At 31.0% G+C, this 14,658-nt stretch carries 17 protein-coding genes; 15 read left to right on the top strand and 2 right to left on the bottom strand.

Annotation, left to right across the window (positions count from 1 at the left end; genetic code table 11):
- Window positions 1-88: 88 nt before the first annotated feature.
- The 5 genes from V9L05_RS19485 to prs all read left to right on the top strand — a co-directional run bounded on the left by V9L05_RS19485 (window position 89) and on the right by prs (window position 3,827).
- Window positions 89-634: a hypothetical protein gene (locus V9L05_RS19485; RefSeq protein WP_338791763.1), complete on the top strand. Its 546-nt coding sequence runs from the start codon at window positions 89-91 to the stop codon at window positions 632-634.
- A 48-nt stretch (window positions 635-682) separates the two neighbouring features.
- Window positions 683-1,456, top strand: a complete 774-nt coding sequence (locus tag V9L05_RS19480) for a hypothetical protein (RefSeq protein WP_338813571.1) — start codon at window positions 683-685, stop codon at window positions 1,454-1,456.
- Between the two features lie 175 nt (window positions 1,457-1,631).
- Entirely contained in the window at window positions 1,632-2,228 is a 597-nt protein-coding gene (locus V9L05_RS19475) for a hypothetical protein (protein ID WP_338791765.1), read from the top strand.
- 145 nt (window positions 2,229-2,373) lie between these two features.
- Window positions 2,374-2,889, top strand: coding sequence for a hypothetical protein (locus V9L05_RS19470; RefSeq protein WP_338813569.1), 516 nt, complete (start codon window positions 2,374-2,376; stop codon window positions 2,887-2,889).
- An 8-nt stretch (window positions 2,890-2,897) separates the two neighbouring features.
- Window positions 2,898-3,827 carry a ribose-phosphate diphosphokinase gene (gene prs, locus V9L05_RS19465; RefSeq protein ID WP_338813568.1) on the top strand — a complete coding sequence of 310 codons (930 nt, stop codon included), beginning with the start codon at window positions 2,898-2,900 and terminating at the stop codon, window positions 3,825-3,827.
- Between the two features lie 43 nt (window positions 3,828-3,870).
- On the opposite strand, the gene V9L05_RS19460 is transcribed toward prs, so the two are convergent.
- Window positions 3,871-5,001 (bottom strand): serine hydrolase, encoded by a 1,131-nt coding sequence (locus tag V9L05_RS19460; RefSeq protein WP_338813567.1) that lies wholly within the window; start codon window positions 4,999-5,001, stop codon window positions 3,871-3,873.
- Window positions 5,002-5,117: 116 nt separating this feature from the next.
- Between V9L05_RS19460 and V9L05_RS19455 the strand changes: the two genes are divergently transcribed.
- The 9 genes from V9L05_RS19455 to V9L05_RS19415 all read left to right on the top strand — a co-directional run bounded on the left by V9L05_RS19455 (window position 5,118) and on the right by V9L05_RS19415 (window position 13,166).
- Entirely contained in the window at window positions 5,118-7,370 is a 2,253-nt protein-coding gene (locus V9L05_RS19455; protein WP_338813566.1) for a TonB-dependent receptor, read from the top strand.
- Between the two features lie 380 nt (window positions 7,371-7,750).
- Window positions 7,751-8,836 carry a branched-chain amino acid aminotransferase gene (locus tag V9L05_RS19450; RefSeq protein WP_338813565.1) on the top strand — a complete coding sequence of 362 codons (1,086 nt, stop codon included), beginning with the start codon at window positions 7,751-7,753 and terminating at the stop codon, window positions 8,834-8,836.
- 217 nt (window positions 8,837-9,053) lie between these two features.
- Window positions 9,054-9,536 (top strand): DUF2628 domain-containing protein, encoded by a 483-nt coding sequence (locus V9L05_RS19445; RefSeq protein WP_338813563.1) that lies wholly within the window; start codon window positions 9,054-9,056, stop codon window positions 9,534-9,536.
- Between the two features lie 16 nt (window positions 9,537-9,552).
- Window positions 9,553-9,894 carry a hypothetical protein gene (locus V9L05_RS19440; RefSeq protein ID WP_338813562.1) on the top strand — a complete coding sequence of 114 codons (342 nt, stop codon included), beginning with the start codon at window positions 9,553-9,555 and terminating at the stop codon, window positions 9,892-9,894.
- Window positions 9,895-10,087: 193 nt separating this feature from the next.
- Window positions 10,088-10,669: a Crp/Fnr family transcriptional regulator gene (locus V9L05_RS19435; RefSeq protein WP_338813561.1), complete on the top strand. Its 582-nt coding sequence runs from the start codon at window positions 10,088-10,090 to the stop codon at window positions 10,667-10,669.
- Between the two features lie 81 nt (window positions 10,670-10,750).
- Window positions 10,751-11,074, top strand: a complete 324-nt coding sequence (locus V9L05_RS19430; RefSeq protein ID WP_338791774.1) for a hypothetical protein — start codon at window positions 10,751-10,753, stop codon at window positions 11,072-11,074.
- Window positions 11,075-11,078: 4 nt separating this feature from the next.
- Window positions 11,079-11,657: an NAD(P)H-dependent oxidoreductase gene (locus V9L05_RS19425; protein WP_338813560.1), complete on the top strand. Its 579-nt coding sequence runs from the start codon at window positions 11,079-11,081 to the stop codon at window positions 11,655-11,657.
- A gap of 235 nt (window positions 11,658-11,892) precedes the next feature.
- Window positions 11,893-12,483: a DUF998 domain-containing protein gene (locus V9L05_RS19420; protein WP_338813558.1), complete on the top strand. Its 591-nt coding sequence runs from the start codon at window positions 11,893-11,895 to the stop codon at window positions 12,481-12,483.
- Window positions 12,484-12,584: 101 nt separating this feature from the next.
- Window positions 12,585-13,166, top strand: coding sequence for a Crp/Fnr family transcriptional regulator (locus V9L05_RS19415; RefSeq protein WP_338813557.1), 582 nt, complete (start codon window positions 12,585-12,587; stop codon window positions 13,164-13,166).
- Between the two features lie 77 nt (window positions 13,167-13,243).
- Here the strand turns inward: V9L05_RS19415 and V9L05_RS19410 are convergent, their stop codons facing one another.
- Window positions 13,244-13,657, bottom strand: a complete 414-nt coding sequence (locus tag V9L05_RS19410; RefSeq protein ID WP_338813555.1) for a DUF4345 domain-containing protein — start codon at window positions 13,655-13,657, stop codon at window positions 13,244-13,246.
- Between the two features lie 225 nt (window positions 13,658-13,882).
- On the opposite strand from V9L05_RS19410, the gene V9L05_RS19405 reads away from it, so the two are divergent.
- On the top strand, window positions 13,883-14,320 hold the full coding sequence (locus tag V9L05_RS19405; protein ID WP_338813554.1) for a DUF4919 domain-containing protein: 438 nt from the start codon (window positions 13,883-13,885) through the stop codon (window positions 14,318-14,320).
- The last annotated feature ends 338 nt before the right edge of the window (window positions 14,321-14,658 follow it).

Raw genomic sequence — 14,658 nt, 5'->3', positions numbered from 1 at the left:
AAAAACACAAAAAATAGATATAAATCTACATTTGAATTTTTAATCTTTCATTTCACTTTGCAAGTAACCAACTTTTATTTATCTAAAAATGAAAAATCCCATATTCTTTATCCATTTTATTCCACAAAAGATACTTCAATCAGTATTATTTGGAATGTTGCTTTTTAGCTTGACTAGCTGTTTTTATGTAGAAGAACCTTCACAACCTGTTTATGAAACAGAATATAGCCCTGTTTATATCAGTCGTCAAGACTTGAATAATTCTGTAAAATTTGAGAATGCACGTCCACTCAAAAAAACAGGCAAAATTTTTATGAAAGGCTCGTATGTATTTGTTGGAGAGCGTTATGAAGGAGTTCATGTTATTGATAATCGTAATCCTAGAGAACCTAAAAATGTTGGTTTTATTAAGATTGCAGGAAATGTAGATGTATCAACAAAAGGAAATGTTTTGTATGCTGATAATGCTGTTGATTTGGTAGCAATAGATATTTCAAATCTACCAGTTATTAAAATAGTGAAACGTATAGAAGGTGTTTTTTCAGAAGCAAACCAAGTTCTTCCACCCGACGGAGGAAACTTTGAATATGATGCCAGCAAAGGGTATATTATTAATTGGATAAAGAACGAATAATTGATAATTTACTTTTTTAGTATAAAAAATAATCTAATTTATAAAAAAATGAAAAATAATATATATATACTCTTTGCTTTTTTAGCACTTTCTCTTACTAGTTGTAATGAAGATAGTAATTTTTCTTCTGATGAATCAGCAGCAATTGGTAATGGAGGAAAAGGGGGTTCGTTAGCTCGTTTTACAGTGGTAGGAGACAAACTCTACACAATAAGTAATAATCAAATGCGAGTTTTTGATGTCCAAGACAACACAGATCCAACATTCGAACAAACAGTTGAATTGATAAATGGAGTCGAAACTGTTTTTCCTTATGGCGACTATCTGTACTTAGGAACTCAAACAGGAATGTTGATTTATGATATTTCAAATCCTTCAGCCCCTGCTTATACTTCTATGTACGAACATGTTCAGGCTTGTGATCCTGTTGTTGTGCAAGGAAACTATGCTTATGTAACTGTGCGTTCAGGAACTAGCTGTCGTAATACAACACAAATAGACCAACTGGAAGTAATTAATGTAAGTGATCCTACTCAACCTTTTGCAGTCAATCAATATTCATTAGAAAATCCGTATGGATTGGGAATAGATAATGATTTGCTTTTTGTATGTGATGGTAATTCAGGATTAAAGGTTTTTGATATTGCTTTTACGCCTGACCAAATTCAACTTTTACATGAATTTAAAGATATAAAAGCCAGAGATGTAATTCCTTTTAATGGTTTACTTTTACTTATTGCAGAGGAAGGTTTTTATCAGTATCAATACAAGCCTTCTGGAGAAATGGAGTTACTTAGTCTTATTGAAGTAGAGAAAGAATAAGATGTATTAGAAATTTATTTAAGTAATAATTATTTTCCATAATAGTAGATTTATAAATCTATTGTTATGGAAAATTTAGTTTATTATTAGTAGTATTTTTTGTACATTTAGGTTTATACTTTACATTGTTAAAGTTTGAATAATTTTATTTTCATCAAATTTACTATAACTATTTATGAGCCATTTTCAGTTTCCACTTCATCTTACTTTCAAAATTGCAACTTTTGCAAATGATTTTATTGCTACTGATGCAAACGGACAAACACTTGCCTATGTGCGCCAAAAAATATTTAAGCTAAAAGAAGAAGTCAATCTTTTTACAGATGATTCAAAATCTGAATTAAAATATTCTATTAAAGCAGACAGATGGTTAGACTTTTCAGCTTCTTACAGATTTGAAGACGCTAATGGTAAAAATCTAGGTCGTGTAGCTCGTAAAGGCTGGCGTTCTATTTGGAAAGCAAAATACGAAATATATGATATTGAAGACAATCAAGATTTGATTATCGAAGAAGCCAATGCTTGGATAAAAGTAGCTGATTCGGCTCTAGGAGAAGTCCCTGTTTTAAACATGCTAACAGGCTATTTTTTCAATCCTAGTTATAATGTTAGTCGTCCGAATGGAGAAATTGTAGCCAAACTCAAAAAAGAACCTTCTTTTTTTGGAAGACGATTTAAAGTAGAAAAATTAATGGAAATGGAAGAAATAGAAGAAGAAAGAATACTTTTAGGCTTAATGATGATGATTCTTTTGGAGCGTAGAAGAGGATAAAAAAGAATTGTGAATGGTAAATTTGATTCATTAACAATAAACCTTTTATAATTTGAAGTTTTTAAATTAGAAATAAGTAATTAAAACCTCGTTGAGCGTTGCATTTGAACCTCAATGAAGGTTTTTGTTTCAAAATTGTAAGAATATGAAATCAAAAATCTTAGTTTTATTTGTCTTGTTTGTTTGTAGTTCTTTTGCTAGACCTATCGTTTTTGATTTTCAGAATGAAATTAAGAATGCTAAAAAAATTGTGGAAGTAACTGTTTTAAGATATGAAAACAATACATTGACTTTTAGAAATAACGCAACAAGTATCATAGATTCTGCAAATGTTCGTTGTTGCAAACAACTTGAAAAAAGTGTGCAGGAAGTAGATATAATCAATAACAGTAATGGTAGAGGGCAATTTCTAACTATGTCAATTCCTGCAATTAATGAGAATGTTTTAATAATAATTGATAATCGAAATGAAGTAAGATTATTTGCTTATAAAAGAGATAAATATTATAGATTTTGGACACCAATATCTTCCAATAGTCTAACTTTATTCAAATATGAATTTCCTGCTTTACCTATTACTGACAAAAAAAGTTATAATGTAGGATATGGTTGCTTTGACGGCTGCTTATACCCAATAGACCAACTAGAATTAAGACAATAAAAAATAACATGAACGAAAAAATATTAGTATTCTCAACTCAAAAATATGCTTATTTTCAAGAAGCATTTATTAAAGAAAAAACTATTTTTGAAAAAGGAGAATTAGAATACAAACTTTTTCCAGATGGAGAATCGTATTACAGAATTTTATCAAAATTACAGTCAAAAGAAGCTGTTTTGATTGGTGGAACAGTTTCCGAACAAGACACTATGGAACTCTACGACCTTGCTTCTGGACTAGTAGATGAAGGTATAAAAAAACTAACAATTATTATTCCTTTTTATGGTTATTCCACTATGGAAAGAACTGTAAAGTCTGGCGAAATCGTTACTGCCAAAACTCGTGCAAGATTGCTTTCTGCTATTCCTCAATCCTATTCAGGAAACAGAATCATTATGGTAGATTTGCATGTTTCAGGTCTTCAATATTACTTTGAAAGAGGAGTTCATACTGTTCATCTGTATGCAAAACCCTTGATTTTGGAAGCTGCTAGAAAATTAGGAGGAAAGGATTTTGTGTTGGCTTCTGCTGATGCTGGTCGTGCAAAATGGGTAGAATCTTTAGCTTTTGATTTGGGAGTGGATGCAGCCTTTGTGTATAAGCGTCGTTCTTCTGGAAGTGATACAGAAATTACAGGAATAAATGCTGATGTGAGAGGAAAAAAAGTAGTTTTGTATGATGATATGATTAGGACGGGTGGTTCACTAGTCAATGCAGCTAAGGTTTATAAAGAAGCAGGCGCAGAACAAATTTTTGTGGTTGCTACCCATGGCGTTTTTCCAAATGGTAGCGTCAAAAGATTAGAAGAATCTAAATTGATAGAAAAAATTATTGTTACAGATACGCATCCAAATGCAAGAGCAGCAGCTCAAAAAACCGATTTTATAGAAATATCATCTATTTCAGACTTATTGATACAAGCTGTAACTTCATTTTAATACCTTTTTACCCACGAATTTATTCGTGGGTTTTATTATAGCTCTAATTTATTACTTCAAAAATTATCTTTGATAGTTCTGCAATAAGCGCATTATTTACATCATTGCTTTCATTCGAATTTTTAATAAAAATGGCTATTGCATAACTTTTTGTTGGTGTTACTACAATTCCAATATCATTTTCGGCTGCTTTAAGTCCAAACTCTTGCCCTTCTATTGGTTCTTTTCTAAATGAGCTTCCAGTTTTGTGTCCTAAAAGTATTTTTTGATTGTCTTGTGGCAAACCTGCTTTTATTTTATTTGCTCCTGTCTGAGTTTCTACCATTATCTTCCACAAAAAATCGTGGGTTTCTTTTTCTAGAATATTTTCTTGATAGAAATGTTTTAATAAAAGGACAGCATCAGTTGGAGTTGTTGTATTAAGATATTGATTATCAAAAGTTTCATGCATTTTTTCTTCACTGGCTGCGAGGGTTGTATATTTTAGACCTAATTTTTTGACAAATTTATTCGTTTTTTCTACTCCCTTTTGATTGTATTTTTGTCTAAGTTCTATGCTTTCAGATGCCGAAAGTTCATGCTTTGGCTTTTTTTCTTTGATTCTTTGCTCAGTTATATAGGCTTTTCCTCCTAAAAAACGAAACAGAATATCACAAACATTATTATCACTTTTCGAAACCATATAAGAAAGGAGTTCACTCAGTTTTATCGAAAAACCTATTTTTGTTTCATACTGTTCTGCATATTGTTTTTTCAAATCTTCTCGTAAAGGCGAATAGGTTTCTTCTAATAAATCCCATTTGGTAATAAATAATTCATCATTCAAATCAAATTTTCCTTTATCAACCTCTTTCAAAATAGCTAGAGCTAGATGAAATTTGTAAACACTCATTGTTGGGAATTTTTCTAAATTATTTCTATATAAATCATCTTCTGTTTTGTTATTTGAGTAAAAACTATACAATCCTTCTATATAATAATCTGAATGGCTCAAATCTACTACTGCAATTCCGATAGTCAGATTTAAGTTTTTCTCTTTTAAAATTGCATCAATAGAATCTTGATAACTACTAAACTGCTTAGTAATTATTTTATCATACTTTATTTTCTGCCCAAAACAAGCCTGAGAGCCAAATAAAAACAGCAAACAAAAAAATAACGCTTGAAAATACATCTTCATAATTGAAATCAAATAAAAAGGAAATAAATTTTAATACAATTTTACGGCTTTTTTTTAAAATACCAGTAAAATTAACTATCTTAACTATACCAAATTAAAAATCTACTCTTATGAAAAATACTTTACTCTTATTCTCTTTATTGAGTTTCAGTTGCTTTTCTTCTTTTGCTCAAATAGATTCTCTTCAAAGTGAACTTTACAAATTTTCTTTAGATGAGCTTACCGAAACCGAAGAGAACCAAACAGCTATCAGTGTTGCATCAAATGTTAGCACCGATGAAAACAAACAGCCTGCTGCTGTAACTACAATTACTCGTGAGCAATTGCAACTCAGTTCTGCTCGTACACTTGCTGAGGCTTTAATGCTTTTTGTCCCTGGATTTTTTCTTGTTGAAGATCAAGATGACATGATTATGGGTTTTCGTGGTCTTGCCCCTGATAATAACTCAAAGGTAATGCTTCTCATAAATGGACATAATGTAAATACAGAATTTTTTTGGGGTCCTGCTGATGCAATTCTTAATAATACAAACTATGATTACATAGAAAGAGTAGAAGTCATTCGTGGTGCTGGGTCGGTTACACTCGGACAGGGGGCACTTTTAGGGGTAATAAATATTGTAACCAAACAAGGTGAGTTTGGAAAAACAGAAGGTCTTGCAAGAGCAAATATGACGGCTGGTGTTGGTTTGAATGGATATTTGAATGGCAGCTTTGATGCTCAACTTCGCTCTGGAGATTTAAAAAGTTATTTTTATATTTCTACAAGTCGTTATCAAGGACAAGAACTTAGAGATGATGGTTGGGCAGCACAACAAGGAAATCAAGGTTTTGCAGGTGGGTCAGTAAAAGATGTTGGTCTTCGTCTTCGCAAATCAGAAAGTGTTTTGATGACTGGAAATATTGAGTATAAAAACTTCAAAATTGAAGCTACTTATACTGACCAAATACGTGATTTGTATAATTTTTATAGAGATAGAAATGTTTTTAATCAGACACTTACAACTATTACAGGTTCGTATAATTTTAATTTGAGCCAACACGCAGTTTTGAAAGCAGAAATGAGTTATGCTCAAGATAATTTTGCTCTTTTTTCTGTTATCGGAACGGCAATGGGAGGTACTCGTGAAGATCGTTTGGGAGGAAAACTACTTTTAAACCTCAATGAATTAGTTCCAAATAACAAATTAGCAATAGGAGTAGAAGCACGAGTTTTTCAGATGGGAAAAACTAATAATCAAAACAATAATTTTATAGCAAATAAAATTGGAGCTTTCGACCCAACAACAGCAAATCAAGTTTTGACAATGGGTTTTAGAAAAGACATACAAGTTTTTAGTTTTTTTGCAGAAGATTATTATACAGTTTCTGATAAACTAGAAGTCTTTGGAGCTTTTCGTTATGATAACCATCCTTTTTGGGGAAATAATATTTCACCTCGTGTAGGTGCTATTTATTCTCCTACTGAAAAATTTATTACTCGTCTTTCATATCAAACAGGTTTTAGAGGTGCAGTAGGTTTGCATTACACAGGAGGATATAATGGTGATGGATTTTTGCGTGCTGATAATTATGGTCGTGTAAATGGTGCAGATATTCCAGTTTTTGATGCTAATGGAAATCCAACAAGTGATACAGAGAGAAATATTCCAACTGTTTTACCTGAAAGAATAAATGGAATTGAGGGTTCATTTACGTTCCTTCCTTCCAAAAAATTAAAATTTAATGCTGTTGCTTTTTATAATAGCATTACCAATGTAATTGATGTAGGAGTAATTTATCGTGATCCTAATGATGTTATTTTAGATGAAATTGGCACAGACAAAGCAGGAGATTGGAATGGGTTTTGGTATTTCAAAAATACCCCAGGAAGTTTTAATCAAGTAGGTTTAGAAACTTCAATGACCTATTCGCAGGATATTTTTAACTTAATTTTGTCGCATTCATTAGTTAAAGTTTTGGGAGCAACTGATGAACAAAAACAAATTGCACAAGGAGGAAATAGTATGTATTTGGCAGATGATGGCAATGAAAATTTGCATTTTAAAGCCTATCCAGAAAGTGTATTTCGTACCAATTTTATTGTAACTCCTATTTCTTCATTTTCTATTGGAATGAATGCACTTTATTATAGCAAGTGGTATTCACCTATTGGAACAGTTGCAGATGGAGGATTGATTGTAAATCTTTCTACACAATGGAACATAACAAAAACAGTTCAATGGGGAGTTTCTATAAAGAATTTACTTAATGAAAAAAATCTTTCGCCTATGAATAGTAATGCAGGAGGAGAAGATATTTCATCTGGCACGCCAGCTTGGGAAACCACAACAGGTTGGACTACCATTCGTTTGAATTTTTAGAGAATTACTTTTTTTCTTAAAAAATATTGAAATAGATTGATAATATTTGTCTGTTGGAATAATCAAACTCTTACTTTTTTAGTTTAATAGTAGACCAATACAAAAAACATTTGCTTTTAAAACTGCTCTAATTTTAGTATCTTGCTAAGAATAAAAGCAGAGTTCTGTTTTTACTTTGTTTTAAAGAAAAAAATGAAACCTGTTTTGTTCAAGATTCTAAATTACCATGTTTTCAAAAACTTTTTCACATAGAAATAAAATTAAAATTTGTTAATAAAAAAATATCAAAATTTTATTCTGTTTCATTGTGTATCGTTTTAGAAATTCAATTTTGTATTACCCTATTTCACTAAATAAAAATCACAAAAATTTATACAAATATGCTCTCTACCGACACAAGTATTTATATTGATGTTCAGCCAACAGCACATTCACGCATTACAGAATTAGACCAAGATAATATTCCTTTTGGTCGTGTTTTTTCTGACCACATGTTTATTGCTGATTATAAAGATGGAGCTTGGACAGATTTTAAAATTGTGCCTTATGGTAACCTTTCATTGAGTCCAGCAGCTTCGACTCTTCATTATTCTCAAACTATTTTTGAAGGAATGAAAGCGTTCTATAATAAAAAAGATGAAGTTGTTCTTTTCCGTCCAGAAGAAAATTATGAGCGTTTAATGCGTTCTTGTGAGCGTATGTGTATTCCTAAAATGAACAAGGAAATTTTTATGCAAGGACTAAAAAAATTGATAGATGTAGATAGAAAATGGGTTCCTAAATCAGAAGGAAGTTCACTTTATATTCGTCCATTTATCTTTGCATCTGAAGGTTTTTTGGGAGTTCGTCCTGCCGAAGAGTATAAATTTATCATTTTTACATGTCCTGTGGGCGCATACTATACACAACCTGTACGTGTAAAAGTAGAAACTAAATTTGTTCGTGCTGCAAGTGGAGGCACAGGAAATGCCAAAACGGGAGGAAATTATGCAGCAGCTTTATATCCTGCCAAACTAGCACAACAAGAAGGGTATCATCAACTTATCTGGACAGATGCAAAAGAACACAAATACATTGAGGAGTCTGGAACAATGAATATTATGTTTGTCATTGACGATGGAAGCAAAGGAAAAATACTTACGCCACCCGTAGGAGATACTATTTTGAATGGAATTACTCGCAAAAGTTTGGTTCTCTTAGCAAAAGATTTGGGCTATGAAGTAGAAGAACGACCTGTGACTGTTGCAGAGATAGAAGGAGCTATGAAAAATGGTAACCTAACTGAAGCCTTTGGAGTAGGAACGGCAGCCGTAATTTCTCAAATTGCAGCCATTGGAATAGAAGGAACAGATTATGAACTCCCTGCCATAGAAACTCGTAAAATAAGTAATCATATTTTGAAAGAATTAAAAGCTATTCGTTCAGCAGAAAGTGAAGACCGTTTTGGGTGGATGGAAAAAGTTTAATCTGAAATTATGAATGGTAAATTGTGAACGCATTGTTTTATTAGTTTAATTCAATGCGTTTTTTTATTTGTTTCTAAAAATCACTTATCTTTAAAGCAATAACATTTGTTTACTACTTTATTTAGAAAGATATACGAAAGTTTTTTAAAATAATTGAACGCTATTGCGTTTATAAACAAGTTGCTGCCATTTTAGTAGAAATCATTCACAGAAAACTATGAACAAGTCTGACGACAACACATTATTTGAATTATTTTTTCATAAAAGCAAAGAATACTATATTGACAAATTGATAAGCTATCAAAAAGGTCAAAAATTTACCTTTAATGTTTTTGCATTTTTGTTCGGACTTTTTTGGTTTATATATAGGAAAATGTATCTACAAGCATTTGTGATTTTACTTATCGTAGTAGGAGAAGGTTTTTTAGAAGTATTGTTTTTCCCTGATATGGACGAATCTACTATTAACACTGTTAATGTTGTTATGACAATCTTAATAGCTACAATTACAGGGTTCATGGGAAATTATTTGTATATAAAACACGCAGAAAGAGTAATAACAAATGCTCAACAAAAATATAATGACACAGAACAAATACATAAAATAGTCAAGCGCAAAGGAGGCGTTAGTTACTTAGTTTTTATTATATTAGCAGGTATAATCGCTTTAATTTTCCTTTATAATAACTTTATCCCATAGAAAACCACACTAACCAATGAAAAAATTTTTCCAACTAATTTTTATTTTGATGACCTTGACCATTTTGTTGACAAGTTGTAATCAAACTAAATTTAACTCCGAAGAATGGAGAAATTGGGAAGAATCAGAAGTAGATTTGTCTTTACGTTGGGATATGACAGAAGACTTGATTGACGAATATGACTTAAAAGGAATGTCGATTGAACAAGTAATAAAACTGCTTGGTCAACCAGACAAAAAAACTAAAAAACAACTTGAGTACTTTCTTGGACATACTAGAGAAGGAATTAATATGGGTTATTTGATTTTAACAATTGAGAATAACACGATTACCGAGTATATAATCTATAACGGATAGAAAAAAAACTACCACTAACATCAGTTTAGCAAAAATAGACTTAATATTTTGACACAGACTTTTGAACATAAAATAAACTTTTAGAGGTTTAGCGAGGGAAGGAGCTAAGAAATCCCACTTTCGCCAAGCCATACCGTTGGCAAACATTAAAACGAACCTCTGTACTAAATCGAAAAATTGTAGTCAATAAAAAATGAACATTGAAAAAATATTAAATGAAATTGGAGAAATTTATTCACCAATATCCAATGAATGCCAGCAGGAATTTATTGCCAATTCAAAAATTAGCACGTTTAAAAAAGGAGAAATTGTGGTTCGTGAAGGACAATTTTCTAAAAAAGGATATCTAATTGTACAAGGCTGTTCTAGAGCCTATTACCTGAAAGACGGAAAGGACATTTCTGACTGGTTTACTTTTGAAAATCAGATTATGGCTTCTATAGTAAGTTTTTTCAGCAAAGAGCCGAGTCCTCATTATGTTGAGTTTATTGAAGATTCAACAGTTATTGAGTTTACAAAAGACACTGTAGATATACTTACTAATAAATATCACGATTTTGAACGCTTTATAAGCAAAGTGATAACCGAAACTATGTTAGGTTTGTGCGAAAGATTGTATACCATTCAATTCAATAAAGCGGAGGAACGGTACAAGCACCTTTTAACAATTTATCCTGACATAACAAACAGAATTCCGCTCACTCATATTGCTTCTTATTTGGGAATTACACTTGAAACTTTGAGTAGAATAAGAAACCCTAAAAACCGAATTTGATCTATATCAAATGATACCACTTCCATTAGTTTGACCTTTGTAATAAATAATTACAAATGGAATAACTAAAATTAATTACAAATGGAAGAACAAAATTTACAACTAAAATCAATTTGGGGAAAATGGTGGGAACCTATTAGAAAATGGTTTTATCCTGCTTGGCTTATCTACGAAACCACCGTTCGCTTTTATGACTATTCAGAAGTCATCTATCTTTTTTTTATCGCACAAAATTACTTGGGAGAACTTGGCTCACAAATCTTAGCTGTGCTTTGTAGCATTACTACTTTTGCAATTTGTAGCTTCTTTTTGACTGTTCCTACCACTTTCATACTCTATAAATTCTTCAAAATAGAAACTTTATCAGGAACACAATTTGAATCAAAAATCAAAAAATATTTCTAAGTAGATGAAGAAAATACTAATTATAAACGGACATCCTGACAAGGAAAGCTTCAGTTTTGGACTTTCAGAAGCCTATAAAATAGGTGCTGAAAAATCAAATGCTGAAATAAAAGAAATTAATATCCGAGAATTGAACTTCAACCCAAACCTAGAATTTGGATATAGAAAACGGACTGAACTAGAACCAGATTTACTAGCTGCACAGGATAAATTAAAATGGGCAGACCATATAGTTTGGGTATATCCTGTTTGGTGGAGCTCTGTCCCTGCAATGATGAAAGGCTTTTTAGACCGGATTTTACTTCCTGGATTTGCTTTTAATAAAAGAGAAAACTCATTGCTTTCGGATAAGTGCCTGACAGGTAAATCTGCCAGAATAATTTGCACAATGGATCAACCAACTTGGTTTTACAAATTTGTTTATAGAAGCCCTAGCCACAATGCAATGAAAAAAGGAACATTGCATTATATTGGTGTGAAAAAAGTGCGAATTACAGCCATTGGACCTATACGCCTTTCTACAGAAGAGTTTAGAGCTAAATGGTTGAATAAAGTTAAAAAATTGGGGCAGATGAATAAGTAATACCCACCTGTTCGTAATGTCCACTACGAACCTACAAATCTATTTAAGTGTCACGCTTTGTATTTCATACTAATACAAGCACACCACTAAGAACAACAATGAAAATAAAATTTTATCTACTGCTTTTTAGGATTTCTTTGTAACTTTGAGAGAACCTAAATTTATAATTATGAACAAATTGTTCCTAAGCCATATAAGTTGTGTGACATTTAATAAAAACTATTGAATTTTAAAAATGAAGAAAGATGTATTTCTAATTAAACAGGCTTTTATTATCCCTGTCTTAGCTGTAATAAATATAATACTTGGTCTATTTGTTTCTGGCTATGATGTTGCTTCACAAAGAATAAGTGAATTGGCTCTAGAAACTCCTTTTATTGCATACACTCACAGAATTTTAGATATAATTATTGGTATTTCTATGTGTATTTTTGCTGTGCAAGTTTTCAAGTTAGTAAAAGCTTATTTTTCATTATTAACCATTTTTGCCTTTGGTTTGACTTGGATTTTTGCAGGAGTATTTATATTAACTAGCCCATTACACGATATATATGGACTAACAAATGTTCTGATAATCATTCCTCTAATTTTTGTGATTGAATATAGAGAGGTTTTGAAATCTAAATATTTCGTGACCTATTCAATATTAACATCGCTTATACATATCATATTTTTTTGGTTTTTTGATTATGGCTTCTTTTCACAAGATTATGTGGGTATTACTCAACGCATTTGGGTATTTATAACATTAATTTGGTTTGGAATTGCAGCTCAAAATAGTATATTGATGATAAAAGAACAACCACACATGGACACAGACCTTTGAACAATTATAGGTTTACTAACGAATCATCTAATAAATCCTACTTTCTCTAAGCCACACACGTTAGTAGCAATATTAGTGTAGAGTAGAATAAAAATCTAGCAATGAACGAAATAGCAAAAAAATATTTACTTAAGTTTAATAGATTTAGTTCAGATGAAATTGACCTAATCATAAAAAACACATCCGTTGAAACCTTTAAAAAAGGAGATATTCTGATTCAAGAGGGGAATATTTGCAAGAAATGTTATTTTGTTCTAAAAGGTTGTCTTCGTCAATTTAAAGTTGTAGATGGAGTTGAAAAAACTACAGAATTTTTTCTTGATGGCGAACCTGTGGTTTTATATTCAAGTTATTTGAATGGTAAGCCATCTGAATACACTATTCAATTTATTGAAAATTCCACACTAATCAGTGGTACGAGAGAACAAGAGCTTGTAATGCATAATTCCAATCCATCCATTGAACATTTAACCCATAATCTTATGTTTGAGGATTATAAAAAAGCTGAAAATTACATCACACTTCTTAACTGTTTTAATGCCGAGAAAAGATATTTGATGTTAATGAAATCAAGACCTGAAATTTTAAATAGAATTCCACTTATATATATATCAAGTTACATTGGTGTAACTCCAGAATCGCTAAGTAGAATTAGAAAAAGGATTTTGAAAAATAGGGATTAGTATCAATACTATCAGTAAAAAATAATTCAAATATACCGAAGTCTAATAATTTAAAACCATAATAAGACTTCCTCTTTTTACATTTTTAAATCACTACTAGTCTTTTTTCTCAATCTATAATATACAATATAAGCTACAAGACCTATAGTGATTTCAGAGATAGTTACAATCACTAATGATTGGTTAGGAATGCCATCAACGATAATACCGTACACTCGTGATAAACCGTAAGACAAATAAAATAAAATAGCAAGGAAAAGTGCCGAACTACTTAGAGAATGTCTGAATGCACCCCAAAACATTATAATCCCTGCAATTAATAAAGTACCACCAGCAGCTCTTATTTCACTTAACAAACTAACTTCCCCTTCTACGTTTATACCAGCAGATGCTTCAAATGCAATAGGAAAAAACATTTGACCGATACCAACTGAAATACCAATAACACCTGCAAAAATTAGAATTGCTTTTAAATAAATTGACTGTTTCATAATAACTAAAATATTGATTTGTATTAAATTTGTAATGACACAAAGATAAATGAAGCAAATAACAGTCTACTTGACTTAAGATAAGAAATGAAATTATTACAAAAAAGTAAGAACTTTCGTTACCGATACTTCTTCTCAATATTACTGGATATATATACAAAAACATCTGTCTTACAGTAAGACTTCGCAAAAGAAGATTTAAAATATTTTTATTATTCCCAAGGATTGAAAAATATAGATTTAACACCTTTTCCATCTCTTTGTTTTGACCCAAGAAGAATGAAAATGTTTAAAATGGCTAATTCAAATAGACTTAAAAAGGCAAAAAATATTGGAATGAAACTAATTCAAGAAAATCCATTTGATTTAGGAACATTGATTTATCTTTCTATGTGTTTAGGTAAGTTAGAAGGCAATACTGAGAATAAGTATTACTTGCGTATGAAAGCAATTGTACAATCCATATTATATACTGGAGATGGAAATACTTCTGAGTCATCTATTAAAATCTCTAATATAGGAGATGATGGATTACTAGTTGGCTTTCTGGGATTCAATGGAAAACGAATAGAAGATTCGAATATTGATGGAAAAATGTTTTCTCTTTGGGAAAGCTCCTCAGGCAGAAAGTTGTATTTTGAGTATGTATTTATTTTCTTATAAAATAAAGGTTATCACGGTTATTTTTGTATAACAGTCTTCCAGACTGTTGAATTTGATAAAGTACTGTTTTTGATGTTCAGGCTGGAAGTCTGAAATACCTTAATACAAACCGTGATAAGGTTTAATGATTACTCTCCTCTTTTATACTCAAGATTAATCAGTTTTTGTTACTCCACCTAACGGTCTTAAAGATTCTTAGGATTTAAATAAGGAATTTTTTGAGTGAAAATTTAGTTATTATTTGTCGAAAACCAATTATGAATGAGTATATACAGAGAATGAAAAAAACTAAGCAAAAACATAAAATAACAAAAAAACACAAACATTTTATACAAACT

Origin of the sequence: Bernardetia sp. Wsw4-3y2, assembly GCF_037126295.1 — a bacterium.
Classification (GTDB): Bacteria; Bacteroidota; Bacteroidia; order Cytophagales; family Bernardetiaceae; genus Bernardetia.
This window is presented reverse-complemented; position numbering and strand designations above follow the sequence as displayed.

Excerpts from the sequence above, each read along its gene's own strand:
- V9L05_RS19475 (WP_338791765.1), top strand. The coding sequence starts at position 1,632 with ATGAGCCATTTTCAGTTTCCACTTCATCTTACTTTCAAAATTGCAACT.
- V9L05_RS19460 (WP_338813567.1), bottom strand. The coding sequence starts at position 5,001 with ATGTATTTTCAAGCGTTATTTTTTTGTTTGCTGTTTTTATTTGGCTCT.
- V9L05_RS19430 (WP_338791774.1), top strand. The coding sequence starts at position 10,751 with ATGGAAGAACAAAATTTACAACTAAAATCAATTTGGGGAAAATGGTGG.
- V9L05_RS19485 (WP_338791763.1), top strand. The coding sequence starts at position 89 with ATGAAAAATCCCATATTCTTTATCCATTTTATTCCACAAAAGATACTT.
- V9L05_RS19420 (WP_338813558.1), top strand. The coding sequence starts at position 11,893 with ATGAAGAAAGATGTATTTCTAATTAAACAGGCTTTTATTATCCCTGTC.
- prs (WP_338813568.1), top strand. The coding sequence starts at position 2,898 with ATGAACGAAAAAATATTAGTATTCTCAACTCAAAAATATGCTTATTTT.
- V9L05_RS19415 (WP_338813557.1), top strand. The coding sequence starts at position 12,585 with ATGAACGAAATAGCAAAAAAATATTTACTTAAGTTTAATAGATTTAGT.
- V9L05_RS19470 (WP_338813569.1), top strand. The coding sequence starts at position 2,374 with ATGAAATCAAAAATCTTAGTTTTATTTGTCTTGTTTGTTTGTAGTTCT.
- V9L05_RS19410 (WP_338813555.1), bottom strand. The coding sequence starts at position 13,657 with ATGAAACAGTCAATTTATTTAAAAGCAATTCTAATTTTTGCAGGTGTT.
- V9L05_RS19440 (WP_338813562.1), top strand. The coding sequence starts at position 9,553 with ATGAAAAAATTTTTCCAACTAATTTTTATTTTGATGACCTTGACCATT.
- V9L05_RS19435 (WP_338813561.1), top strand. The coding sequence starts at position 10,088 with ATGAACATTGAAAAAATATTAAATGAAATTGGAGAAATTTATTCACCA.
- V9L05_RS19455 (WP_338813566.1), top strand. The coding sequence starts at position 5,118 with ATGAAAAATACTTTACTCTTATTCTCTTTATTGAGTTTCAGTTGCTTT.
- V9L05_RS19450 (WP_338813565.1), top strand. The coding sequence starts at position 7,751 with ATGCTCTCTACCGACACAAGTATTTATATTGATGTTCAGCCAACAGCA.
- V9L05_RS19425 (WP_338813560.1), top strand. The coding sequence starts at position 11,079 with ATGAAGAAAATACTAATTATAAACGGACATCCTGACAAGGAAAGCTTC.
- V9L05_RS19445 (WP_338813563.1), top strand. The coding sequence starts at position 9,054 with ATGAACAAGTCTGACGACAACACATTATTTGAATTATTTTTTCATAAA.
- V9L05_RS19480 (WP_338813571.1), top strand. The coding sequence starts at position 683 with ATGAAAAATAATATATATATACTCTTTGCTTTTTTAGCACTTTCTCTT.